Source organism: Vibrio sp. QJM3NY_35 (assembly GCF_057785915.1).
The window spans coordinates 374,296-398,544 of the sequence record NZ_CM173507.1 but is presented as its reverse complement, the minus strand read 5'-3'; the positions used below and the strand labels follow the sequence as shown (position 1 = coordinate 398,544).

The following is a 24,249-nucleotide window of genomic DNA, read 5'->3' as shown; positions in this document are numbered from 1 at the left end:
AATATCCATTACATCATAACAACATCAAACTGCTCTTGTATGTACAGAGGCTCAGCCTGAATTTTAACTTGCTTACCAATAAACACTTCAAGTTCCGCAAGCGCATGAGATTCATCGCCCTCTAGCGCCTCGGCCACGGCAGCTGCCGCATAGACAACGAACTTATCGGCATCGTACGCACGGTTCACACGCGTGATTTCTCGAAGTATTTCATAACAAACGGTTTCGACTGTCTTCACACTGCCACGACCTTCACAAGCAGGGCAACTAGAACACAGAATATGCTCAATGCTTTCACGAGTACGCTTACGCGTCATCTCAACCAAACCAAGCTGGGTGAAGCCATTAATATTGGTTTTCACACGATCTTTGTCGAGCGCAGCCTCTAAAGAAGTTAGTACTCGCTTACGATGCTCCTCAGACAACATATCGATAAAGTCGATAATGATAATGCCACCTAGGTTACGCAGACGTAGCTGGCGAGCAATCGCTTGAGTCGCTTCAACGTTGGTATTGAAAATCGTCTCTTCTAGATTACGACGACCGACAAACGCACCGGTGTTGATATCAACCGTGGTCATCGCTTCTGTTTGGTCGATAATCAGATACCCACCAGACTTTAATTCGACTTTACGATCCAATGAACGCTGAATTTCGTTCTCGGTATCGTACATATCAAAGATAGGCTTATCACCTTCATACAACTCAAGCTTGTCTGTCAGCTCAGGCACGTATTCAGAGGTAAACTCTTTTAGGTTTTCATATTCTAGACGAGAATCGACCTGAATCTTGCTCAGCTCAGTACCGACGAAGTCACGTAAGATACGTTGGCTTAAGCAAAGCTCACCATAAAGACGAGTGCGCGCTTTGTGTTTACCACGACGCTCAAGAACCTTTAGCCAAAGTCGCTTCAAGAATGCCGCATCTTGTGCAAGTTCATTCGAGTCAGCGCCTTCAGCCGCAGTACGGATGATAAAGCCACCGTATTCATCACAGTAACGCGACACGACTTTCTTAAGGCGGTTACGTTCAGACTCGCTATCGATACGCTGAGAAACACCAACATGGCTAGCGCCCGGCATGAATACCAGATAACGAGATGGTAGAGTGATATCTGTGGTTAAGCGGGCACCTTTGGTACCAAGCGGGTCTTTGACCACTTGAACCACAATGTCTTGTCCTTGGCGAACAAGCTCTGAAATGTCACGAACCTGAAACTGCTTCTTTTCGTTTTCAGCCACACATTCAGTGTGCGGAACAATATCAGAGGCGTGTAAAAAAGCTGCTTTCTCAAGGCCTATATCCACAAAAGCCGCCTGCATTCCTGGAAGAACACGGCTTACACGTCCTTTATAGATATTTCCTACGATACCGCGTCGAGCATCTCGTTCGACATGGATCTCTTGAAGAGCTCCCCCTTCAATCATGGCCACACGAGTTTCACTCGGGGTCACGTTCAGCAACAATTCAGCACTCATGGTGCACCTCAGATTAGTAATTATAAGAATTCTTGCAGTAGCTGGTCCGTTTCAAATAAAGGTAAGCCGACGACGGCGTAATAACTACCTTCGATTCGGGTAACAAAGCGTCCGCCCAAACCTTGGATCCCATAGCTACCGGCTTTATCGCATGGCTCCCCTGTTTGCCAGTATTGTTCTATTTCTTTTTCACTGAGGGGTTTAAACCATACGTCGGTAATAATGATTTCTGTTCTTTGTTTTTCTTCTGAAACCACAGAAACCGCCGTCATCACTTGGTGACGGTCATTCGCTAACTGAGTAAGCATACGCTTAGAGTCAGCAAAATCGCAGGGCTTCTCAAGTACTTGCCCTTGACTAACAACGACGGTATCAGAACCAAGAACGACTATATCAGAGCCATTATCTACAGTATCAGAACTAGGAACGACATGCTGCCTTTCAGAAGGGTTATCTTTTAATAAAGACAATGCCGCTAAGGCTTTATCTAAAGATAGTCGCTTAACATACTCTTCGGCGGTTTCTTGAGCGTGTTTACACTCTTCAACATCGGTTACAAGGACAGAGAACTCATAACCGAGTTGCGATAGTAATTCTTTGCGGCGTGGTGAACCGGATGCCAAAACTAAATGTTTCTTTTGCATTGTCACGCTACCTCACATGCCAATGGCGACGCACGCGTCTCATTAATAAAAACATCCAAGGCCAAAGTATACAGTTTATCAATGCGCTCCATAGCGATAATGGGTTGAAAACGACATCTTGGATCAAATATTCACCAAAGAAGATCAATACCTCAAACAACACCGTTAACGCAGCAATGATCATCGCTTGCTGCCATAGCGCCATGTTACGAATAACGAGGAAGTTCATGGCAATAATGTACATCACTATTGCCATCATCATACCTCGAATACCCAGAGTAGAACCGATCAAAAGGTCCCACAATAAGCCTAGAATCAAAGCACTACCTACGTTAACACGATGTGGCAGCGCCAAAACCCAGTAACACGTAACCAGCAGCAACCAAGATGGTCTAAATAGATCTAAACTACCAGGCCAAGGGATCGTTTGCAGAATAAGGGCTACTAAAAATGAGCAGCCAATGACTAGCTTGCTTCTTAAAACGCTATTGGCCATCTTCATCCTCTAACAATGCTTGTTCTATGCTCGATTGATCCGCTTGCATCTGTTTGTTTTCATCAGGCCATACAAGCAGCAGGTATCTGAGCTTATCGAACTCAACTACTGGCTCTGCTTTAATCACAGCGAATTCACGTTTCGGGTCGTAATCAACGGCAGTAACATAGGCGACTGGATAACCTTCTGGATATACACCACCAAGACCCGATGTCACCAACAGATCTTCTTCTTGTATATCGGTACTGGTTGGAATGTGCTCTAGCTGGATCTCATCAATCATGCCATTGCCCGAAGCAATCACACGGATGTCATTACGAATAACTTGAACAGGAATCGCATTGTTTGCATCGGTGAGTAGTAGAACACGACTGTTGTGAGCTGCAACGAAAGTGACTTGGCCGACAATGCCTTTTTCGTTGATCACCGGCTGACCTTCATACACTCCATCAATCTGACCTTTGTCGATCACGACTTGATGACGATAGGGTGAAGTGTCTACCGCCATAACCTCAGTGACGACTTTCTTCTCATCACGGATAAACGGAGATCCTAACAGCTTACGAAGGCGCTTGTTTTCCTCTTGATATTGCTCAAGCAGAATCAGCTCGCTCTTAAGACGCAAGACTTCTCGTTTAATATTATGGTTGGATTCAATTAAACCTTTGCGAGTGCTAAAACGGTCGTATACACCATCGAACATAGTGCGAGGCAAGTTGGCTGCATATTGAATAGGCGCAACCATGCTGTTTAATAGATAGCGAACATTTGAGAAAGCATCTAAACGACTATCAGCCAGCATAAGGCTGGCTGATAAAATTACAGCAAAAAACAGGCGCAATTGTAGAGAGGGACCTCTACCAAAAATTGGCTTCATTCTATATTTGGTCCTAGAGCTACATTTGATCCTATAGACAAGGTCCTAGGCTCTTTACATAAAACTAGATAAGAAAAGAGCCTAACACTAGATATTATTCTTCGCTGAACAGATCGCCGCCGTGCATGTCGATCATCTCTAGGGCTTTACCGCCACCTAGAGCAACACACGTTAATGGCTCTTCTGCAACAACAACAGGGATACCTGTTTCTTCTGTTAGCAGACGATCAAGGTCTTTAAGCAGTGCACCACCACCTGTTAGGACCATACCGTTTTCTGAAATATCAGAAGCTAGCTCTGGTGGACACTGTTCAAGTGCAACCATCACTGCAGATACGATGCCAGATAGAGGCTCTTGAAGTGCTTCAAGGATTTCATTTGAGTTTAGGCTAAAGCTACGAGGCACACCTTCTGCAAGGTTACGACCACGTACTTCGATCTCTTCCACTTCATCGCCAGGGTAAGCTGAACCGATTTCGTGTTTGATCTTCTCTGCTGTCGCTTCACCGATCAAGCTACCGTAGTTACGACGAACGTAGTTGATGATCGCTTCATCAAAACGGTCACCGCCGATACGTACTGAAGATGAGTAAACCACACCGTTTAGTGAGATAACTGCAACTTCTGTTGTACCACCACCGATATCAACAACCATTGAACCTGTTGGCTCAGAGACACGTAGGCCAGCACCAATCGCAGCAGCCATTGGCTCATCGATTAGGTAAACCTCACGAGCACCAGCACCTAGCGCTGATTCACGAATAGCACGACGCTCAACCTGTGTTGAACCACAAGGTACACAAACCAAAACGCGAGGGCTTGGTTTAAGCACACTGTTGTCATGCACTTGTTTAATGAAGTGCTGAAGCATTTTTTCCGTTACGTAAAAATCGGCGATTACACCGTCTTTCATTGGACGGATCGCTGAGATGTTACCAGGTGTACGACCAAGCATTTGCTTAGCAGCGTGACCAACAGCAGCGACACTCTTTGCAGAACCCGCACGATCTTGGCGAATAGCTACAACTGAAGGCTCATCAAGAACAATGCCTTGGCCTTTTACATAAATAAGGGTATTGGCTGTACCTAAATCAATCGATAGGTCGTTTGAAAACATGCCACGAAGTTTTTTAAACATATTCTTCGCTCATCCTGCAAGAATTAGAAGACAAAAATTGCACTAAATGTACCAATGCCTTGCTGTTACGGCAAGGCATTGAAGTACAAACATGGACTGAAACCCGCAATTTCTTACAGATTCCTAACTTAAGGGGCAAAAATTATATTATTACTGACCTGTTAAGCCACTTTCACCTCGGTAGATCACACGATCGTTACCACGGTAGATGCCAAATGTAACGGCCGTGGAGGGATCTTCGTCCCCCAACTGTCGCCAGTTGTAACGCAGCCATGGCTGGTCTTGATCGCTACCAGAACATGATATGTCATTTTCGCCCGTCTTCTTACTTGGCTCCGAGTCATCCATTCTTAACCACAAACGGACTTGTTCACGTGGCGAATCTGTACCTGCTGGCGTATTTTGATTTGCAGTTACTTCTTCTTCACCATCATTCACATCTCCACTGCCACTCAATGAAACGAATGTGGCTTTCACATCATTACTGGTCCAAATGACTTGCTTACAAATATTTGAACCATTGAAAGTACTGCGATCATCATCTTCATTCACAACAAACTCACTGCCATCCCAAAACTCAGTACGAAGTGGAATCGTTAAAGTAGAACCTGAGTTGCCACCAATATCATCGAGTACCATTCGCCCATAACGGGCCGGAGGTTGGACTGGGAATGCTGCCGAATCGGTCACAGGGTCAGAGTCCGTAAATGACACAGGATCAACTCCTGTCACTGTTAAACCAAAATTAGTGGCTATTGAGCTAGCATCACTGGTATTGAAAGGACCATCTCTACGACTAACATCATCTGAATCAATGACTCGCTGAAGAACAGCGGCACTGTCATTCAGCAACCAATGTTTACGATCAGCAGACCAAGATCCAGCATCTGTATCTAGCAAGAAATCATTATCTATACTGGTGTCATCCAAAATACCAAAACTAGCTTGCAGGTCTGAACTGAAGAATCGGTAATTATTGAGTGCATTATCCGTATCACTTTCACCAGATGCCATTGGATATACTTGGTGAACTGTAGAGTCATAAGGTTGACTTAGGTATGCAATATTATTTTGGTCCGCAACAATCCATTCAGGGTTCTCTTGCAGGAAGTACTTCGGATAGAAGCGGCCAATTGATTTACTGCCAGAGAAGCCACCAAGGATCTTGCCGTAAAAACTGTCCGAATCTTCTGTCACTGTAAAATTGAAGCTACCCACTTCTGAATATTCTAAGTTTTTAAATTTATAGCCATTATCTGCGAGTACTATATCAGAGCTAGATTGAGTAAGTTGACTAGTCGGCTCTAAACTACCTAATACTGCACCACTGTTACTAGGTGTATCTAATGTATGAGTTGCACCTACTGCACCTGAAGAAAGCAAATAGTTTTGTGTTACCAAGCTATTATTACATTGCTGACTTGCATCACTCGTGAACCGAATAGGTTTAGCAAACACGTCAAACTCTTCCCCAGCAGCAGCAAACGCACTCCCACCACTACTGTTTCCATCAGAATTATTGCTCGTGCAGATGGCAAATTTCCAAGGTCTGACATAGACCTCAACGATACCTTCTAACGAATCCCAACTGTCACCATCATTATCTTCACAATCATATCCCGTAGGGCATTCAAAAGCAGGATCGGAAAGTTTGAAGCTAACTTTACCGGCTTCGCTGTAAATAATTGAACCAGTAGTTTGAGCGGAACTGTCAAATTCAAAGACTACCGAGGTATCGCTCCAGTCGCTCTTACTTTTTACCAATAAGTTTCCATCAACGGCTCCCTGGGTAGAAGTGGGGTTCACCAATGAAAAGTCCGAGACATTGAGAGTTTTATCCCCTTGATAGCCTAAAACAGGTGTTGCCGTATCATCTTTACAAGCCAAAGCTTTCAGGTCAAAACTCGCAGCCAGACCGGCTACAGCATATATATCGCTCGCTTCAAATTTATAGAGCGATACTAGAAAATCACCAGAGTCATTTTGGCTTGAGTCAGAAGCTAATTCAGCCTCAATTTTATAAGTCCCAATTGAGTCAGCATCCAAACCGAGCGTTAATATCCCTGATGAATTTGTCGAATAAGAGTTGCCACCGTTATGGCGTCCCTCAATAACACTATCAACGGTTATGCCGGTAGGTGTCGTAATATAAACTTCAACTTGCTCAGTGGCTGGATTCCCTTGAGAATCAGTTACGGTGACCGTCACTTGTGGAGTTTCACACAATAGAGAGAAGTCTTTGTTAGGCGTCAAATCCAATTGATAATCTGATGGTTGCACAGGACAAAACTGGCCATTATCAATAATTTTCCCATCAGGTCGTAATTCTATATTTTTCGCAGTTACTCGACCATTTATAAGGCCGTTACCACCAGTAACAAGGACTTTATCACGACTAAAAATAAGCGCATTCAAGTTCCTTTCTACTTGGACTAACGCATTATGACCTTTATAATTTTCAGCCCATATAGATAGTTTAAAATCGTTATTGATGACCTGCCCAGCCCCCGACAATTCAAAACTATTCACATAGACCTTAGTATCTTGAGATAATATTATTTTACCGCTAGCACCTACAATCAAATGCTCAATATAATAGGTATCACCAGTCAAGTTAATCGTACCTGAACCTCCAGCGGATACTGTATTATACTTACCGCTAACCAAGTTGATTTCTTGCCAACCTGCATCCACATTTTGACCTGTTGGTAAATCTAGATCGACAATATTAGGCTCAGTTATATATAGCGATGAGTTCTCTACACACTCTTTGCCATCACATTGTGTCTTTGGGTTAACGGTTGGGTTTGTCGGGTCAACCCATATACCTACTTGCCCACTAGACTGGTAGGTACCTTCAATCTGAATCGAGGCCGTATTTGAAGTCCATAATAAGCTACTATTATCCCCCCAAGACTGAACCACATATGGAGCAACATCACATATATCTAATGGAACATCTTCCATTTCAAAAGCAAAGTAACCAACCTCTTCAGGTATATGCGTGCGGTCTCTAAAGTCTTCATCGACAACAAAACTAACCTGATCGTTATTGATATTACATCGACGCAACCAGCCTCCGTGTCCACCAGCCCGCTCTTGTTTATTGGCGATGATTCCATCAACATTCGTTAGAGAGGTAGTAGCATACTTATCCTCACAGCCATCCAACATTGGGTCATTACCGTTTTGACTGGGTGTATCATACCCTCTTGCAAATTGAACCTTATACCCATCAACCTCAAGGTTAGAGTTAGTCGGCAATGTCGCTAAAAAGGCTATTTTTTCATCTTCATAGTCGAGATTACCGTTGTGAGAGGCACTAAGCTCTAGAAATAGATCAACATAAGATCGCTCATTAGTTCTTTTTACCTTTCCAGATGTCATCCATTTAGGACTGTTGTTCCGAGTTTGGATCTGATGTAACACCACTGGGTTTGAAGAAAATGTACCTCCTCCAAAATCACTATAGAGAACCCTATCATTGTTGTTTGAGCCAAACTTTGCACTCGCTGCATCTGTCTCTATGTAACCCGCAATTACTTGATGTCCATTAAAATCAGCAACACCGGGTTCAATGGCAAGGTAGCTTACCTCTGTCATTGGTTGGCTGTTTAAATCAGGGCCCCCACCATTTTTAGGCGCTTTAATTTGCTCGATAGTGGCTTCCGTTTTAGTTACATTAGTAACCATTAACGATGCTGGGGCATCTAAGTCAGGATTATTAGAAGCAATAGTAGGCATCACGAACACAAGTGGTGTATTCGTGAAGGGTTTATTTAGAGGAATCTTACATTCTGAGCCTGCACATTGCGCGACTCCAAACTGGTACTGCGCTTGCGAAACATAACTTGGTGGTGGTTGAGTTATATCATCATCGCACTGAATCTCACTAGCTCCATCTCCCGATACAGCAATCGCTGCAGAAAGCCCTGAAAGGTCAGCAAATTGAGGCGAGCCAACTTGTCGCCAAGAGCTTCCTTCCCATAAATTATAAGTTAGCCATCCTGACTTATTCGAGCTACTTTCATATTCAAGCCAAACTTCATAAAACTCACCATTTAATGTTTCATTATCATCAATGACAGGGTTTCGAACGCCACTATCATTGCTCCAAATTGGCGTAGGGCTACCGCCATTTCTTTTCGTCGCATAGATAGTATCTCCCCCCGATGCAGGGGATAATTTAAACCATACGGAAAAATCATCTCCAGCATGAAGTGAGCTACATTGAGACGAAGAAAAATCTGCGAAAGCAGGAAAAGAAAAAAATAGCAGCGCAAATATTATACTAAGATGCTTCATTCAGCCTCCTTCACCCAAAGTTCTTGATTACGTTGCACTTGGCTCACACCAGAACCGCAAATTACCGAAGACTCTAGAACATAGAAAACAAAGCCATCAAGCTCTCCTCGATTGGAACACTGCACTCGCTCAAGAGAGCAATTCACCGAAGCCGCATCAACCATAGAGCTTGCTACCGTATAAATCCCACCTCCGGGTTGGAGAGCATTGCTGCTACAAACACTAGCAACGGCAGAAGAAGCCTGAGGATCAGGATCCGGATAAAACTGAGTCATAACATATTCATTAACAGAGTGACTGAGCAACCAAGCTTGTGTGCCAAGTACAACTCGAGTATTTGAATCATTATCAGACCAACTCGTTCGACTCAAACTTGTCGCTAAGAAACCAAGCACCACGATAACAAAGATGACAATGACTAGCGCACTACCTTTTTGGGTTGATTTACGGGACATTAATCACCTGTATATCTTGCTCAAACACTGTGGACTCATTATTTTCTGCAAACTCGAGAATCAACTCAACAACACCGTTACTCTGAACATCCGCAGGTTGATAACTCAGAGTGCTATTCTCACTCATAACTCGATCGCTTATTGTGACACCATTACGAGTTAGTAAATTACTATTCGCAAGGCAATACTCCACAAGGTTATTTGAGTCAAAAATGTAGTGCCTTTTACCTACAGATTCACTGACAAGAGTGTTAGCTCCGTTTGGAATAGAAAAATAGGCAGCGGACGCGCTCGGAGGAACCACACTATCAAGGGGGTATATATTATTTAGGTTGTTGATATCCGTATGTGGCCTAGTCGGGTTTATAACCAATGACATAGATTGTAATGAGCTGCTTGTCGCTCCACTGTCACTAACTAGAAAATTAATGTCTGCCCCTGATATAGCGTAAAAACCTGAATCAACAATTGGATAAAATGATACGCAACCGCTACTTACAGAAGCAGGAAACAGATTAGGAACAGCATGCCTCACTTCACGTGAAAGCTTTTCCAGTACAAACCTAGCTTCGGTTTGTAGTCGAAAGCGCTCTACAGAACCAAAATAGCCTCTCATTCCAAGCTCAGTAAAATTAGCGACACCAAGTAATACAATACTCGAGACGACTATGGCCAAAATCATCTCTATAAGCGTAAACCCTTTCCCTTTCATTAATACTCCCCTTTATAAGCGATTAAAGTGATAGGAGGATTATTGCTTGCGGTAATTGTTAACGTAAATTTCTGCATCGAAGCAGTTGGGGTATCGTTGGCAACAACCAAGTCCACATCAAAATTAGTGTAAGTGCTACCGAGTTCAATTGGAGTGCCTGAGCTCACTGAGCCGTAATCTCGAGCTAAAAGATCGGTCATAATACTTTGACCTAATGCTGAAGCTCGGTTGGAATAATTCACTTGCCCTGAAAGCGCGGATTGTGGTGCGAGAAAAGTAGAAAATGCGAGCATTGCAAAACCAAGTAATACAATAACAATGATCGACTCAATAAGCGTAAAGCCACTATTTACGTACTTCATGGGCATACCTGGTTACTTGGATAGACAAAACCTTGAGAATTGATACAAACCCAAGCTCTGTCTGGACTGTTATTAGATGAGATAGTAATTTGAACACCAGATGATGCAGTATTTTCAGGGTTACCTAAAAGGTTGAATTCGATTGGAGAAGAGTAACTAGAGGTAGGAACAGACGAGAAACTATAATCATCACTAGCAATAACATCACTTCTTGTTTCAGATATGTTGTAACAAGCAGATTGTGCGCCGATGCAATTGTTCTCAGCCACTAAACGTAAGCTTTCAGCTCCTGACACAGACATATCCATGTTAGATTGCATTCTATTGAGCTGAATTTGTCGGATGACAGAAGATGCCTGTTCTTGAAGGGCATACAATTCGTAGACTTGACGACCACCAAACCGGCTAATAGCTGTCGCTGAAATAATAGCAAGTAACAGAATCACCACAATCAATTCAACTAAAGTGAAACCTTTGTTTGGCTTTGTATTCATATAAGCCTTTGATGGTTAATTTGAGTACCTAGATTATAAGTTACAATATGGAAGGATAAAGAATAAAATTGTAGTTAAAACATATTGAATACAAAGAAAAGACCAGCCGAAGCTGGTCTAAAATACAAACTTAGTTGCCAGTACCGCCACAGCCATCTGCTGCTGTACCTAACTCTACTGTAGTAGTTGCAGCACTTGCCGCTGTTGTACCAGTAGCTTGCGTATAAGTAACAATACATGCCGTTGCGTCAGCAGCAGTGCCTGAGAATGAGTATGTGATACTGGTATTTGCAACACTAGCGGTTACGGCCCAATCAGTTGTTAGTCCAACAACCGCCTTACCAATACCAGCTTCATCTGCAGTTGGATAGCCAAAAGATGTGGTAATACCTTCAACTGAAGGAGCTGGGGTTGCTGTATACACTTTAGACTCAACACCCTCAACAGCAGCTTTTCCGTAAACAATACCTGCCGCACTATCAATAGCACCCTTTAGACCTTGTAGTGAAGACTCACGAGCATCATCTTGCAGGTTTAGGAAGCGTGGTGCCGCAGTTACAGCAAGAATACCTAGAATAACAATTACAACCACTAGTTCGATTAGGGTGAAACCGCCTTGTCTTTTCATAGTTAAGCTCTCTCTATGTTTAATTTTACGCAGACTTACTGCAAAGTTACGGTCACTCGACCAGTTTTAATTTCGTAAACAAATTGGTGCTCAGTACTACCTTCTAATTGAACGTACGTACAGGTTGCATCACCTGAATTCGCTTGCGCTGAATATTTGTAATTTGAGTCACTAGCAACAACTGAGACTTCACCAACTTTAGGTGGATTTTGCAGCAAATTTTCCATCAACTCAGAACATGTTTTGTCTGAAATATCTTGTGGCGCAGTGCCAGAATTGCTGTTCAGAGTCCAAGGGTAGCCATCTCGAAAGTCGGTATCGACGTTGCTACTGTTCTTTGATCTTGTTAACCAAAAATCAACACCATCATAATTTACAGTATTGTATGTTTCAACACCTATCTTCTCTGATGGTCTAGCTTCTGCTTCCCATTGTGCTCTAGCCGACAATACTGCGGTTGCAAAACCACCAGCAACGCCTTCAATGCTTGATTTCTTGGCTTCATCTGTCACATCTAAGAAGCGAGGTAGAGCGGCTACCGCCAATAAACCAACGACTACGATCACTATGACTAATTCGACAAGGGAGAAACCCTTTTGATTCTTAAGCATTTTCTACCTACTCATCTAATTATTAACGCGCATTATACATTCGCGCTCGTATAAAACCATAAAAAAACTGTCAATATTTTCACAAAGCCAAAATATTGGCTTTCACACTAAACCTTTCTCTTTCGAGCAATATATCTATCTGATATTTATCGCTATAATGATAACTACAATGAAAATGTATGTTATCACTTTTATCTTCAACACTTGGAGAGCTTAGCCCTAAAATGCTCCCTTGGGGATATAATTGATCCAGCCAATAATTGCAGTCTCGCTCTGAGCCCTGAATCGGCATTATCCACCCCGTTCTGCTGTAGACCTTTGATGATTCAGAATCATTTTCTCGTTTAGTACCCTTTAACAAATACTGTTGTTTGAACAGATTTGCTTGCTCAAGAATTCGTTTGCTCGCTACGATAAATGCCGTATTAGTCGCTTCTTCTTCTACCGTTTCCCATGCCGAAAGTAATCCAATCACAAGAAAAAGGATAACCACAGTCCAAATAACAAAACGTGAGCGTTGTAGGTTATTTAGCATTCCCTAACCTTTGATTGCATCCAACATTCCCCACATCGGCAAGAAAATACCCAGAGCTAAAATCAACACCATACCAGCAACGATGGTTAACAAAATGGGTTCAATTCTGGCGGTTAAGGTTTTCAGATCATAATCAACTTCGCGATCATAAAAATCAGCCACTTCAAGTAAGAGCTCATCAATACGGCCCGTCTCTTCACCAACTGAAATCATTTGTATCACGAGCGGTGTGAAAATTTCGCTGTTAATCGCGGTCGATGAAACCGTGCTACCGGCTTCAATGGCCGACTTCATCGCTTGAACTCGCAACTCTAGAAAACGGTTATCTAAGGCTTCCGCCGAAAGCGCTAGCGACTGGTTAAGTGGTACGCCCGCTTTTAGCATCAAAGCAAAAGTACGCGAGAAGCGCGACAATAGTGCTCGATTCACGACCCCACCAATGACCGGCATTTTTAAGCGTAACCGATCCCACTTTTCTAGCCCTTTGTCTGTCTTAACCCAAGCTTTAAAAGCAAAGATAAGGCCAAAGATCACGCCAAGCATTAAGCCCCAGTAATTCACAAAGAACTCAGACATACCAATCAAGATACGAGTCGGCAGCGGCAGGTCGACACCGAAACGTGCGAACATGCTTGAGAACTGTGGAATCACCTTGATGTTAAGAATGAACATCGCAATCAAAATAAAGCTAATCACGAAGGTTGGGTAACGCATCGCGGTCTTGATTCGCTTACGAGTCTCAACTTCCTGCTCATAGTATCCAGCTAATTGCAGTAAAGCTTGGTCTAGACGACCGGTATTTTCACCAACCCCTATCATCGAGACAAACAGCGGACTGAATACCTTTGGGTGCATCTGCATTGATGCCGCTAACCCACGACCATTAGTTAACTCTGCAACCACTTCTTCTAAGGCGGCTTTCAACTGCTTATTTTCACAGTTTTGAGTGAGGCCTTTCATCGATCTTAATAGTGGTACACCCGCTTTGGTTAGGCTGTATAACTGTCGACAAAACAGAACCAACACCTCAAGAGGGACATTGGGCGTAAAGAGACTAGATACGTCCATATCCAATACAGAGCCGCCACTTTTACCCAGCTTGATAGAGGTTGGAATGATCCCTTTACTCATCAAGCTTTCAGCAGCGAGATCTTCGTTATTCGCATCCAACTGGCCAGTAACTTGACTGCCATCCGAACTGCGACCTACATAACGATAAGTTGGCATATCACTCTACCCCTACAAATAAATTGGGTCAGTGGCACCGGACGCATCGCCTTCACCAAGGTGCATTATCTCGTCGAGACTCACGACACCTTGTAAAGCCAATTCCATCGCAGAAGCTAACAGCGGCTTGTAGTTTTCAGACTGTCTCGCCGTTTGAGCAAAACCTACCGCATCATTGGCTCTAAGTGCATCCATCATGTTTTGCTCTAGCTCCAACATTTCAAAGACACCAATACGCCCACGATAACCCGTTAGGTTACAGTTCTGACAGCCACGCCCTTTCATAAATGGCACGCCTACCTGATTTGGGAAGCGAACACTCAACCATTGCTTGCGAGGTTCATCTAGCTCATCTTCAACCTTACAGTCGTTACACACTTTACGAACCAATCGCTGTGCAACTACTGCTCGAACCGCGCTCGCGACCAAGTAACCTGGAGCACCCATATCCATCATACGCAACGCACTGTCTACCGCATCATTGGTATGCAGCGTACTTAATACTAAGTGACCGGTCAGTGCAGCTCTCAAACCAATCTCAACGGTTTCATGGTCACGCATCTCACCAATAAGAATGATATCGGGATCCTGACGTAGAAAGGTTCTCAAGATAGTCGAGAAATCGAGGTTGATCTTAGGGTTTACCTGAACTTGATTCACACGAGGAAGGCGGTATTCCACCGGATCTTCCGCAGTAATGATCTTTTTACCCGGTTCGTTTAGCTCACTTAACGCGCCGTATAAGGTTGTGGTTTTACCAGAACCGGTTGGGCCGGTAACCAAAATCATGCCATGTGGGCGGCGCAGTTGTTGACGCAGACGAACTAAAAGGTCACTCGGTATGCCCGACTCTTCTAGTTTACGTAGGCCTGCTGATTGGTTAAGAAGACGCATAACCACTGATTCACCGTGCTGTACTGGCATGGTCGACATACGAATATCAACCGACTGACCTTTAGCTCGGATATTAAAGCGACCATCTTGAGGAAGACGTTTCTCTGAAATATCGAGGTTTGCCATCAGCTTCAAGCGCAGTACAAGTGCAGAAGCAATATTCACTTCATTCAACAAAGTTTCATGCAGCACACCATCAATACGCTGACGAAGACGTAGTACGTTTGAATCTGGCTCGATATGGATATCCGAAGCACCAACTTGAATGGCATCTTCAAATAGCGAGTTGATCAGCTTAACGACGGTAACTTCATCACTGTCTTCTTCAGCGATATCGAAATCAAAGGCATCATTAACTTGGTGTTCAGCGTGAAGTTGCTCAGCAAACGAGGCAATCTCTTTGGTTCTTCGATAATAGCGATCGAAGCCATCAACCAATTGCCTCTCTTGAGCAACAACGAATTCCAGCGCGTAATCGCCGAGCTGACCAAGCAAAGACTCTTGGGCAAACAGATCGGCAGGGTCACTCATTGCAACACGCAACGTGTCGCCTTGGCGCCCGATAACCAAAGCACGAAGACGACGAGCGTGTACTTCAGGTAAAAGCTGAACCGCTTCGACATCAACAACAGCACGGCTTAAATCGATAAGAGGAATCGCTAACTGCTGCGACAAAAAGCTCAGCATTTGCTGTTCTGACAAGAAGCCAAGCTCAATGAGAGCGTCACCCAACTTACGCCCGGTACTTTTCTGAGCGGCCAGTGCTTGTTCAACTTGAGCCTCGGTAATAATGCCCTCTTCAACGAGCAAATCACCAAGCCTTTTTCTTAATCTAATTTGCATCGCTACTCTCCTCTAAAGCATTGATTATTTTTAATCGATCTCGCACAAAGCTTTGCGATTGAGATGAGATGCCGACTCTGACTAGCGCGCCTTGGTAAGATTGTTTTGCCGCTGTAAAATCAAGCTGTCGCTCTTGTTGGATAGCCAAACCTAGCCACCAACGAGCGTTATCCGAATCAACTTCGACCAGTTTTTGATAACTCTCTAATGCAATTTCTTCTTGCTGAGATTTTTGGCTCAGCGCGGCACGCATCGCTAAATAGTCCTGAGTTGGATTAGGCGGTAAATGTATCAATGGACTCAAAGCCGCTTCTGATTGGTCCGCTTTAACCAACAGTTTTGATAAGCCTAAGCGTAGCTTTTCGCTGTTGTTATTGAGCTTGATACCAGACTGATAAAGTTCGTAGGCTTTACGCGTATCACCCTTACCAAAATAGAGAATCGCAAGTTTCTGACGGACATCTTCATTTCTTGGGGCATAGCGAAGCGCTTCGTTATAACCTTTCAACGCACCAGCAAGGTCGTTCGCATCAAGAGCCTTCTGAGCTCGACCTTGGGCATTAACAGAGAGTTGTTCAGACGTTAACTCCACCTGCTCAATCATTATTCCACTATTTTCTGAATCACCAGACGCTTTGGAATCATTAGGGAGTGGCTTAGAATCTTTTTTAGCCACACTAGCAACATAGATTGGTTTTGCGACTTCAGCTTTAGGCACGTTTTGAGATTTAGAGGTTGCTTGAGGCTTTGTCACTACCTGAGTCGATGCAACAACTGAATCGGACTTAGCAGACTGAGTTTGAGTGCTTTTAACAATCGTCGTGTTGTCAGCAGAAAGGTTCGCAGAATCTAGCGTCACTAGCTTCTTAGTTGGTGACAATACAAGTGGAGTCACTACCGTGTTCGGCTCTCCTTCAGTGCTATCAACAACAGAAACTTGAACGTCCCGAGTTGATATTGAACTATCAACAGCAGGACCTTGTGAGATCGCCCAGCCTCCCATCGCTAAGCTCAAAGTAAAGCCTGCAACTACCCAAACCAATGGGGAACGCGTTTTCACTTTCGGCACGACTGCGGCTTCAATTGAAGTCGCTGATTTTTTCTTTGCCAATTCAGACAAGGCGTTATTAATGACGCTCATAATTAATTCCAACCCCACAGTATTGGCGTTTTAAATTTAGGCTTACACACATCGTAAGTTTCGTGCATGGCGGAGAACAGGTGCTGATTGTCGATACTTTTCTTATCTTCACTAAACGAGAGCAAAAGAGCCTTATGACACAACTGGTTTATCAATCTTGGAATACCCAATGAAGAACGGCAAATCGCCTTTTTTTGATTCAAATTGAACAGTTCAGGATTGCCACCAGACTTAGTAATTCGATTATCAATGTAAGCTACCGTCTCATCGAGCGTCAGCGGCCTCAGTGTAGAACTGAATGTAATTCTTTGACGAAATTGTCTTAGGTGGTACGCCTCTAATCGAGCGTCCAATTCAGGCTGCCCGAGTAACACTATTTGAAGCAGTTTCTTATCTTCTGTTTCAAGGTTGCCGAACAGCCTTAAGGTTTCAAGAGCCTCATCGGATAGAGCTTGCGCCTCATCCAGTATAGCGACCACTCTCAAACCGGAGTTGTGTAAATCAATCAACTTATGCTGAATGTTATCGACTAAAGTGGCTTCATTATCGATGGTCAAATCAAGTTCTTTAGCGACAGCGTGACGTAAATCAGCGCCAGACAACACAGGATTTGGCAAATAGATTAATGCCGTACAATCCTTTAAATGATTAACCAGCATCCGACAAACCATGGTTTTTCCCGTGCCGACTTCACCGGTCACCTTAATCACGCCCTCGCCCATTTCCAACGCCGAGATTACCGTCTGAATCGCTTCGAAATGAGGCGCCAAACCATAAAATAAATCGGTATTCGGCGTTAACGTAAATGGCAGTTGTTCAAAACCAAAGTGAGCTTGATACATACGACGACCTAGCTTAGTGAGGCAATGCCACTCTATATTGAGAAAGTAAGCATTTACTCTTCATCTGGGAACCACTCTTGAAGAAGATCACGTGAACGTTCCAATTCATTTTGCCAAGTATTCACACCCACGATCGTTGGCTTAAGCAAGATCACGAGCTCAGTTTTTTGCGTTAACTGATTGGTATTACGGAACAAATGACCTAAGGCTGGAATATCACCGAGGAATGGGACTTTAGACGTCACATCAGTGGTGTTGGATTTCATCAAACCACCAATAACGACCACATCTCCGTCTCGCGCTCGAATCACTGAGTCAGACTCACGAATAGAGCTTTTCGCCAAAGGAAGCTGCACCACACCCGTTGTAGAACCAAGGTTGAGCTCTTTCACTTCTTCCTCGACCTCAATAACGGCTGGGTGAACATGTAAGAATACGCTACCTTTATCATCTATCTGAGGGGTCACATCTAAAGAGATACCAGAGAAGAACGGAGTTAACTCAACCTCCGGCGCAACATTAGCATTGTCACCACTTCCTACTGCGCTTGATAAATCCGTCACGTAGTATTCGTCTGTACCAACCTTAATCACCGCTTTCTGGTTGTTTGCAGCTGTTACGCGTGGGCTAGAAAGAACATTGAGATCACCTTGAGTATCCATAAAGCTTAATACCGCTTCAAAGCTACCGTCTGAAATCGTTACGTTGGTTTGTCCACCTAACAAAGAGCTGATTGCATCTAATGGAGGCAATGTTCCACCTGGTCGGTCAATAACAACACCACCACTACCAATCGACTTAGATAAGTTCGACCAGCTAATACCTTGTTGGTAACCATCACTCAGGGTAACTTCCATGATTTTGGCTTCCAAGATAACTTGGCGTTGCAGACGTTTCTGAGAAATACCTAGGAACTCACGAACCTCACGGATCTCATCCGGGTAAGCGCGTACGGTAATCACACTCGCTTGCGGTGTAACCACGACACTTTGCCCATCCCCCGAGCCAATCAAGTGAGCAACCGCTGCTTCAAGCTGTGGCCAAAAATCACTTTCAGATGTGGTTTCAATTTCTGTACCACCATTCGATGTCGAGTTTGATGTATTAGAAGAGTTAGATGAATTCGACGAGTTAGAGTCTGAGCTTGAAGAGCTCGACGAACTGTTGTCCGAATTGGAGATAGTGCCTGTAGTGATCGTCGTCAATGAACGACCAGAACGCTTAACTTGTAGGTAATCGACAGGGATCGTCACTGTGCGAAGGCCTGCAGGGTAAACCTGAATCACCTTGCCACGCTTTTCGATATCGTAGCCATACATGTCTTGAGCAACAGCTAGCACTTCATCCAACGTCACGTCGGTTAGATTAAGCGTAAGGTTTCCAGAGACGCTTGGGTGAATAGCGGCGCTGTACTCTGTTCCTTTCACTAAGCTTGCAAAGAAGGTTCTCGCTTCAACGCCTTTAGCCTGAATGCGAAAACGCTTAACCGTTTCCATTCCTGGCGATACAGAGTCCGAATCGAGTTGAGGCATAAGATCATCTTGTACTGATGAAGGAAGCTCATGAAGCGCTTTACTGTTAGCTTCATTAATTGATTCATTCAAAGACTCTTTAATTTCAACAGGATCGCGATGCCCCATCGAACAGCCGACTAAAGATGACACTAGGATTGCTACTACAAGTTTACGCATGTCTTCACTCTAACCTTAATTATTCTTAACATCTAAAGAGAACATCTCTAATTTCCACTGCTTAGAGCTTCTCTGCAGAGTGACGTATTCTGGATCTATGCTCTTAACTCGGTACCCTCTGATCGTTTCCCCTTGACCGAGAATCTGACCATTCATAATCGCATAACAAGGTGTATTACCCTTGCACACGATGCTTTCTAAAGAAGGCAAGCGATAACGAGTTGGTGCTTTCTTAGCAGGCGCCGTTTTCTGTTGAGGTGAAAGCCAGCCTAATGGCGCCGTGGGATCTTGCTCAGCCCACACAAAAGAGCTACTAAATAGCAAGGACAACAATAGAGTTCTAACCACCGATAAACTCCTGTCTAGTACCTAATGTATAAACCTCGAACACCAGTCGAGCTTTGGGATATTCTTCTACTGAGTATTCAAATGTGCGCCAGTAATAACTCACAGGTAGAGACTCAAGGGCTTGAAGATAAGCTGAAATATCAAAATAGCTGCCTGTTAGTTCCATTCTTACGGGATGAAGAAAGTAGCCTGAATATTCGCTGGTCTCTTTGTTATTTGAAATCGCTTCTGGTTTTAGTGATTCCAAGGATTCCAGCTTAAGTCCATGGCCAGCATTGAGAACACTTTCCAATAACTGTGACATTTGAGAAGGCGTGATCAGTCCATCGACAATCTCTGACAGTTGAAGCGAAAGATCTTGGCTCTCTCGCATCAATTTCTTGTATTCGAGGTTAATTTCTTTATCTGGGTCTTTGTTTAACTTAGCTTGTAGAACAAGTAACTCACCTTGTTGCCTTTGGTTTGATTGAGTCAAGCTCGTCATTTTGGCATTTTTCGCTTGCAGATCGAGATACGCAGGCTCAACCAGTAAGGTGAACAACAACATCGATAGGCCAACAAAACCACACACGAAAAGTAGCCATTTTTCTCTTTGGCTCAATGCAAGAAACTTATCGCTAAGCTGATTCCACTGCTGCATTATTTACTCTCCCGACGAGTACTTAACTCAAACGTCACCACATCCTGATCATTACGACCTATTTTTAGTTTTTCAAAAGCACGTCCAACTAAATTAAGCTCACTTTTAAACTGACCAATCCAGTTAGGGACGACATTTGCGTTACGAGCCAAGCCACTAAGATCTAGAGTGTCATGAGTCATATAGATGTGCGAAAGAGAGATGTCATTTCGGCCTAATGTAGCTAGGGAATTCATGACGCCAGAATACCCGACTTGCTGGGATTCGTCGTATTGCCCAACGGCCTTCAACGCCTCTTTTTTTGCTTGTGTCTCACGTTTGAGACGAGCAACGGCGGCGACTTTCTCCGGAGACGGTTTATGCTGAGTTAACTTACTCTTCAACTGGTTAACTTGCTTGTTAACTTGATTGGAGTCATGTTGCAAAGCTGTTAGTTCTTCGTCCAAATTCGATATTTGGTATTGCATCACAAAGTAACCGCCAAGAAGCAAGGCACAGACAAGCCCCCAACTCGCGACCACATTCGTTAATGTGAAATATTCTTTTTTCGGCTTGAGGTGTTCAGGGTAAAGATTGACGTTAAACGCATCTTTTTCAGCTGCGAGTTTAAGCAACAAACTCTCTGAATTATCACGCTCACCTTCAACCAACAGTGAAACTGTCGAGCTCAACGTACTGTTTAAGGCACTTTGTAACTCAGCTTCATCTTCTTCGTCACAACAGATTTTCAGCTGGTGAAGCTGGGTGCCTTTAATTTGCGAAGAAAGGTAATCAATCGAGCGTTGAAGCTCTAAAGCGAGGCCATCTAACTGCAGAGCACTTGACGCAACACCCGTTAAAGGTGGGACAACACTGCGGATGGTTCTTTGAAAACAAACGGTATTTTCAACAAACGCACCCAACTTAAAGTGTGAATTAGTGCTGCGCTGTAAAAGAATGAAATTAGACAGTTCGCCAGCGCTGTAACCCCAGATTTCATCTTCGGGAGCAACACCTATTAATTCAACCTGAGCCGAATTAGTGATATTCAGAAGCTTGTCCAACAGCTTTTTAGGCAGGACATATACTTGCAGCTTATTCGACGTCGGTAACGCGACCGCACTCGCGGTGATTTCCGTGACTCTTTCTGAAACAAGGTCTTTGAGTAAAAAAGGCAGTGCTACCGACCATTCACTCTCTGGAATGTCCGGTTTATCAATTTGGTAGGTTTGGTAGTAGTTAGCACAGACAATCAGCTGGAGGCTATTGCTGGTAAACGCCTCACTGCTAAGCGATTTTTTTAGCGCACTCTCCCAGTCCCCATTAACCACGGGAATGCTGGTTACTTGAGGCTCTTGCTCTGTCGATGAAATATAAATGGCATCGTTGCCTAACATGACAACTTGCGAGCTACCTTTATTATTCGTTGGCTTTATCTTGTCTAAAATCGCTTTAAAATTCATTCTTAACTACTACTCTTACGCCATCGATTTCTTCGACCAACTTTGACAACAGATTCCGCTTTCGCGGCCTTTTCTGCTTGATTAGGCAAAGGGATAATTTGTTGTTCTTCGTCGAAATATCTCCCTTGATAGCCGTTAATGCCTAACTCTATCAAGGTATTCTTTTCTTGTTTTGACTCGACTCCAACGGCAATAACTTGAGTTGGAGAATCACCGCACGCCCCAATTAAGCTGCGAACAAACAGTTGGTTCTCATGCCTTTGATCGATTTTCTTTATTAGGCTTCGATGAAGCTTAATATAATTAACCTTCAAATCCTTTATATAGTGGGTGCTAACAATGGTTCGTCCAGCTTGGCCTACCACAACTTTACACCCTAAACCTCGCAACATCTTTGCTACCGGTCTCATATAATCAAGATGAGCAATCAAGTGCCCTTCTGGAAACTCAAACGCAAGCTGAGATCGGTGTTGAGCAGAGAGCTGTAACAACTCACTCCTAAACCACTTAAAATGCTGTTTATTAGCAAACGGGGTAACATTCAGATTCACCGAATAGTTGATAGGTTGAGTTGATTCTTTCAGCGATTTCAATACAACCTTTAGAACCGATTGGTCCATTTGAGCTTGATAACCCACTTGCTCTACCGCAGGCATAAATCGAGACGATTTCAATAAACCTTTATCAGGATCCTGAATTCTAGCGAATATTTCTCTATGTAATTCATTAGCTTGACCAGATTCCGGCATAAGATAACACCGCTGAGCAAAGATTACTAAATTTTCAGGAAGCAGGGCTTTATCAAGTAATGTTCTCCAACGAACACTGCCTCTATCAAGCTCATTCTTATTCTCTTTCGGGTAACGGCTCCAGTTATTAATACGCTCTAACTGAGCACTCTTTAGTGCCGTTTCCGTTTCATCCATGATCTGGCTATGACGCTCACCTTCGGTATACATGGTTACACCAATATGACACCAGTCATCCGACTCTAAAGGCTCTGGCGGAGTTAGCTTATCTAACTGCCTTAAACACTGAGCAGCCAAGGTCGCAATATCTTTTGCGCCCTGATGAGGGATAAATACAGCAAAGTCCGCTTCGTAATAGCGAGAAAAAATGACATCGGGATAGCGTTGAACGATATTCGACAGTACTTCACCGACTTCAATAATAAAGCCGTCAGTGGTTTGCTTATCGTTAGCATCACGAACTTGTTCCCACTCGTCGATACGTATCAGTAACACGCCGCCTCGAGCGCCACTTTCATGCAGTGCCGACTCCAGCTTATTATCGAATAAAACTCGGTTTGCCGTTCCCGTGAGTTTATCTAGGAAGGTGTGAGTACGAATAAAGGTATCAAAGCGACTTCGTTCTTGACGAGCATCTTGCAGCTCTTCAATCAATACATCTAAGGCTTCGCTTGCGGTATAAGGCCACTCTCGCTCATCTCCCTTTGCATGAGCTTCAACCTGACCGGCCAAGATCATTCTTCCTCGCTCTTCCAAAATCTCAGAACCCATGAGTTGCTCTTTCAACCAACGAACACCGCGAGCAAGACAGAAAAGGACCAATGCGACAGCCAAAGTAATTGACCACATCGCTTCCATTGAGTAGTTGTAGCCAATATAAGGAGGAAGCGCTTTAAATTCGATTCGGTAGCCTTCATTACGCTCTAAAATGAAGCTTTTCTCATAAAGACGATTGGGATCAATTTGTGGGGAAGTATCTTTGAAACGATAAACGATGCCGGTCTTGTTCGAGAGTTTCATCTCAACAATATTGCTCGCCTGTAACATCTTAGGCATCCAACGCTGCATTGAATACGCGGCATCAGGGTCTTCCATCTCTTTATCTACAACGTCGACAATGCCAACCAAATAATGGTCTAAATATTCCTGTCCAATACGCTTAAAGGAAAGTGTGCCACCAATAAAAAGAATGAACATCGCGCTGATCACTATCACGGTGACAAATGCGACCAATCGAGTGCTCAGTTTTAGTGTCGGGGTATATCTCATGAATAACGAAATCCTTTTCAACTCACATTATACCGTATTGCTACTTATACTATAAATTGACATTGTAAATAAAGCGTTAAGAATTGTAGGTAACAAAAAGCCGCGATGAACGCGGCTTTTTCCAATTTAATACTGTCTTTATAATATATTAAAAACAGGGCTTAAAATGGTTCTGGTGACCTTGAGCCTTACAAGAAAAGCCTAAATCATTGTTAATTAAATAATTAATGCCAATGAAAATCAGTTTTGTTAAGTTTTTCGTTAAGTTATTGAGCGTTAGTCCCTAAACTTTACAAAATCTCTGTTTTGAGGAGTGAGTATAACGCTTTTTTAATCGTTCGAAAATTCATGCTTCACAATCACGGCTAATACCCGATATAAATTGAGAAATTGCTCAAAGCTAGCATTACCAGTGTCGACACCGGATA

The 24,249-nt window shown here is 43.5% G+C and carries 22 protein-coding genes; all 22 read right to left on the bottom strand.

Annotation, left to right across the window (positions count from 1 at the left end; translation table 11 throughout):
* Nucleotides 1-8: 8 nt before the first annotated feature.
* A complete protein-coding gene (gene rng, locus AC3CH3_RS01890) occupies nucleotides 9-1,478 on the bottom strand; it encodes a ribonuclease G (protein WP_488537621.1) in 1,470 nt (489 codons plus the stop codon).
* Between the two features lie 20 nt (nucleotides 1,479-1,498).
* Nucleotides 1,499-2,122, bottom strand: coding sequence for a Maf family protein (locus AC3CH3_RS01885; RefSeq protein WP_488537620.1), 624 nt, complete (start codon nucleotides 2,120-2,122; stop codon nucleotides 1,499-1,501).
* A gap of 7 nt (nucleotides 2,123-2,129) precedes the next feature.
* Nucleotides 2,130-2,618: a rod shape-determining protein MreD gene (gene mreD, locus AC3CH3_RS01880; protein ID WP_488537619.1), complete on the bottom strand. Its 489-nt coding sequence runs from the start codon at nucleotides 2,616-2,618 to the stop codon at nucleotides 2,130-2,132.
* Nucleotides 2,608-3,495, bottom strand: coding sequence for a rod shape-determining protein MreC (gene mreC, locus AC3CH3_RS01875; protein ID WP_048657962.1), 888 nt, complete (start codon nucleotides 3,493-3,495; stop codon nucleotides 2,608-2,610). Before mreC ends, mreD begins: the two co-directional genes overlap by 11 nt.
* 94 nt (nucleotides 3,496-3,589) lie before the next feature.
* A complete protein-coding gene (locus AC3CH3_RS01870; RefSeq protein ID WP_017062957.1) occupies nucleotides 3,590-4,633 on the bottom strand; it encodes a rod shape-determining protein in 1,044 nt (347 codons plus the stop codon).
* A gap of 150 nt (nucleotides 4,634-4,783) precedes the next feature.
* Entirely contained in the window at nucleotides 4,784-8,938 is a 4,155-nt protein-coding gene (locus AC3CH3_RS01865; protein WP_488537618.1) for a DUF6701 domain-containing protein, read from the bottom strand.
* Entirely contained in the window at nucleotides 8,935-9,393 is a 459-nt protein-coding gene (locus AC3CH3_RS01860; RefSeq protein ID WP_017062959.1) for a hypothetical protein, read from the bottom strand. Before AC3CH3_RS01860 ends, AC3CH3_RS01865 begins: the two co-directional genes overlap by 4 nt.
* Nucleotides 9,383-10,105, bottom strand: a complete 723-nt coding sequence (locus AC3CH3_RS01855; RefSeq protein ID WP_488537617.1) for a PilW family protein — start codon at nucleotides 10,103-10,105, stop codon at nucleotides 9,383-9,385. Before AC3CH3_RS01855 ends, AC3CH3_RS01860 begins: the two co-directional genes overlap by 11 nt.
* A complete protein-coding gene (locus AC3CH3_RS01850; RefSeq protein WP_488537616.1) occupies nucleotides 10,105-10,467 on the bottom strand; it encodes a type IV pilus modification PilV family protein in 363 nt (120 codons plus the stop codon). The genes AC3CH3_RS01855 and AC3CH3_RS01850 overlap by 1 nt, the downstream gene beginning before the upstream one ends.
* Nucleotides 10,464-10,961 carry a type II secretion system protein gene (locus tag AC3CH3_RS01845; RefSeq protein ID WP_057621997.1) on the bottom strand — a complete coding sequence of 166 codons (498 nt, stop codon included), beginning with the start codon at nucleotides 10,959-10,961 and terminating at the stop codon, nucleotides 10,464-10,466. Before AC3CH3_RS01845 ends, AC3CH3_RS01850 begins: the two co-directional genes overlap by 4 nt.
* Nucleotides 10,962-11,091: 130 nt before the next feature.
* Nucleotides 11,092-11,589: a prepilin-type N-terminal cleavage/methylation domain-containing protein gene (locus AC3CH3_RS01840; RefSeq protein ID WP_488537615.1), complete on the bottom strand. Its 498-nt coding sequence runs from the start codon at nucleotides 11,587-11,589 to the stop codon at nucleotides 11,092-11,094.
* Nucleotides 11,590-11,624: 35 nt separating this feature from the next.
* Nucleotides 11,625-12,200 carry a prepilin-type N-terminal cleavage/methylation domain-containing protein gene (locus AC3CH3_RS01835; protein WP_488537614.1) on the bottom strand — a complete coding sequence of 192 codons (576 nt, stop codon included), beginning with the start codon at nucleotides 12,198-12,200 and terminating at the stop codon, nucleotides 11,625-11,627.
* Nucleotides 12,201-12,279: 79 nt separating this feature from the next.
* The gene (locus AC3CH3_RS01830; RefSeq protein WP_488537613.1) at nucleotides 12,280-12,735 is read right to left on the bottom strand and encodes an MSHA biogenesis protein MshF; all 456 of its coding nucleotides are present in this window, start codon (nucleotides 12,733-12,735) and stop codon (nucleotides 12,280-12,282) included.
* A gap of 3 nt (nucleotides 12,736-12,738) precedes the next feature.
* The gene (locus AC3CH3_RS01825; protein ID WP_132762177.1) at nucleotides 12,739-13,962 is read right to left on the bottom strand and encodes a type II secretion system F family protein; all 1,224 of its coding nucleotides are present in this window, start codon (nucleotides 13,960-13,962) and stop codon (nucleotides 12,739-12,741) included.
* 12 nt (nucleotides 13,963-13,974) lie between these two features.
* Complete coding sequence (gene mshE / locus AC3CH3_RS01820; RefSeq protein ID WP_065676167.1) at nucleotides 13,975-15,699, bottom strand: MSHA fimbrial ATPase MshE; 1,725 nt, start codon at nucleotides 15,697-15,699, stop codon at nucleotides 13,975-13,977.
* Nucleotides 15,689-16,840 (bottom strand): tetratricopeptide repeat protein, encoded by a 1,152-nt coding sequence (locus tag AC3CH3_RS01815; protein ID WP_488537612.1) that lies wholly within the window; start codon nucleotides 16,838-16,840, stop codon nucleotides 15,689-15,691. The genes mshE and AC3CH3_RS01815 overlap by 11 nt, the downstream gene beginning before the upstream one ends.
* A gap of 2 nt (nucleotides 16,841-16,842) precedes the next feature.
* Nucleotides 16,843-17,682, bottom strand: a complete 840-nt coding sequence (locus AC3CH3_RS01810; protein ID WP_488537611.1) for an ExeA family protein — start codon at nucleotides 17,680-17,682, stop codon at nucleotides 16,843-16,845.
* 53 nt (nucleotides 17,683-17,735) lie between these two features.
* Nucleotides 17,736-19,373: a pilus (MSHA type) biogenesis protein MshL gene (gene mshL / locus AC3CH3_RS01805; protein ID WP_488537610.1), complete on the bottom strand. Its 1,638-nt coding sequence runs from the start codon at nucleotides 19,371-19,373 to the stop codon at nucleotides 17,736-17,738.
* A gap of 15 nt (nucleotides 19,374-19,388) precedes the next feature.
* Nucleotides 19,389-19,721: an MSHA biogenesis protein MshK gene (locus AC3CH3_RS01800; protein ID WP_488537609.1), complete on the bottom strand. Its 333-nt coding sequence runs from the start codon at nucleotides 19,719-19,721 to the stop codon at nucleotides 19,389-19,391.
* Nucleotides 19,714-20,361 (bottom strand): MSHA biogenesis protein MshJ, encoded by a 648-nt coding sequence (locus AC3CH3_RS01795; protein ID WP_488537608.1) that lies wholly within the window; start codon nucleotides 20,359-20,361, stop codon nucleotides 19,714-19,716. The genes AC3CH3_RS01800 and AC3CH3_RS01795 overlap by 8 nt, the downstream gene beginning before the upstream one ends.
* Nucleotides 20,361-21,803: an MSHA biogenesis protein MshI gene (locus tag AC3CH3_RS01790; protein WP_488537607.1), complete on the bottom strand. Its 1,443-nt coding sequence runs from the start codon at nucleotides 21,801-21,803 to the stop codon at nucleotides 20,361-20,363. The genes AC3CH3_RS01795 and AC3CH3_RS01790 overlap by 1 nt, the downstream gene beginning before the upstream one ends.
* Before the next feature lie 2 nt (nucleotides 21,804-21,805).
* Nucleotides 21,806-23,821, bottom strand: coding sequence for an RNase E specificity factor CsrD (gene csrD, locus AC3CH3_RS01785; RefSeq protein WP_488537606.1), 2,016 nt, complete (start codon nucleotides 23,819-23,821; stop codon nucleotides 21,806-21,808).
* Nucleotides 23,822-24,249 lie beyond the last annotated feature (428 nt).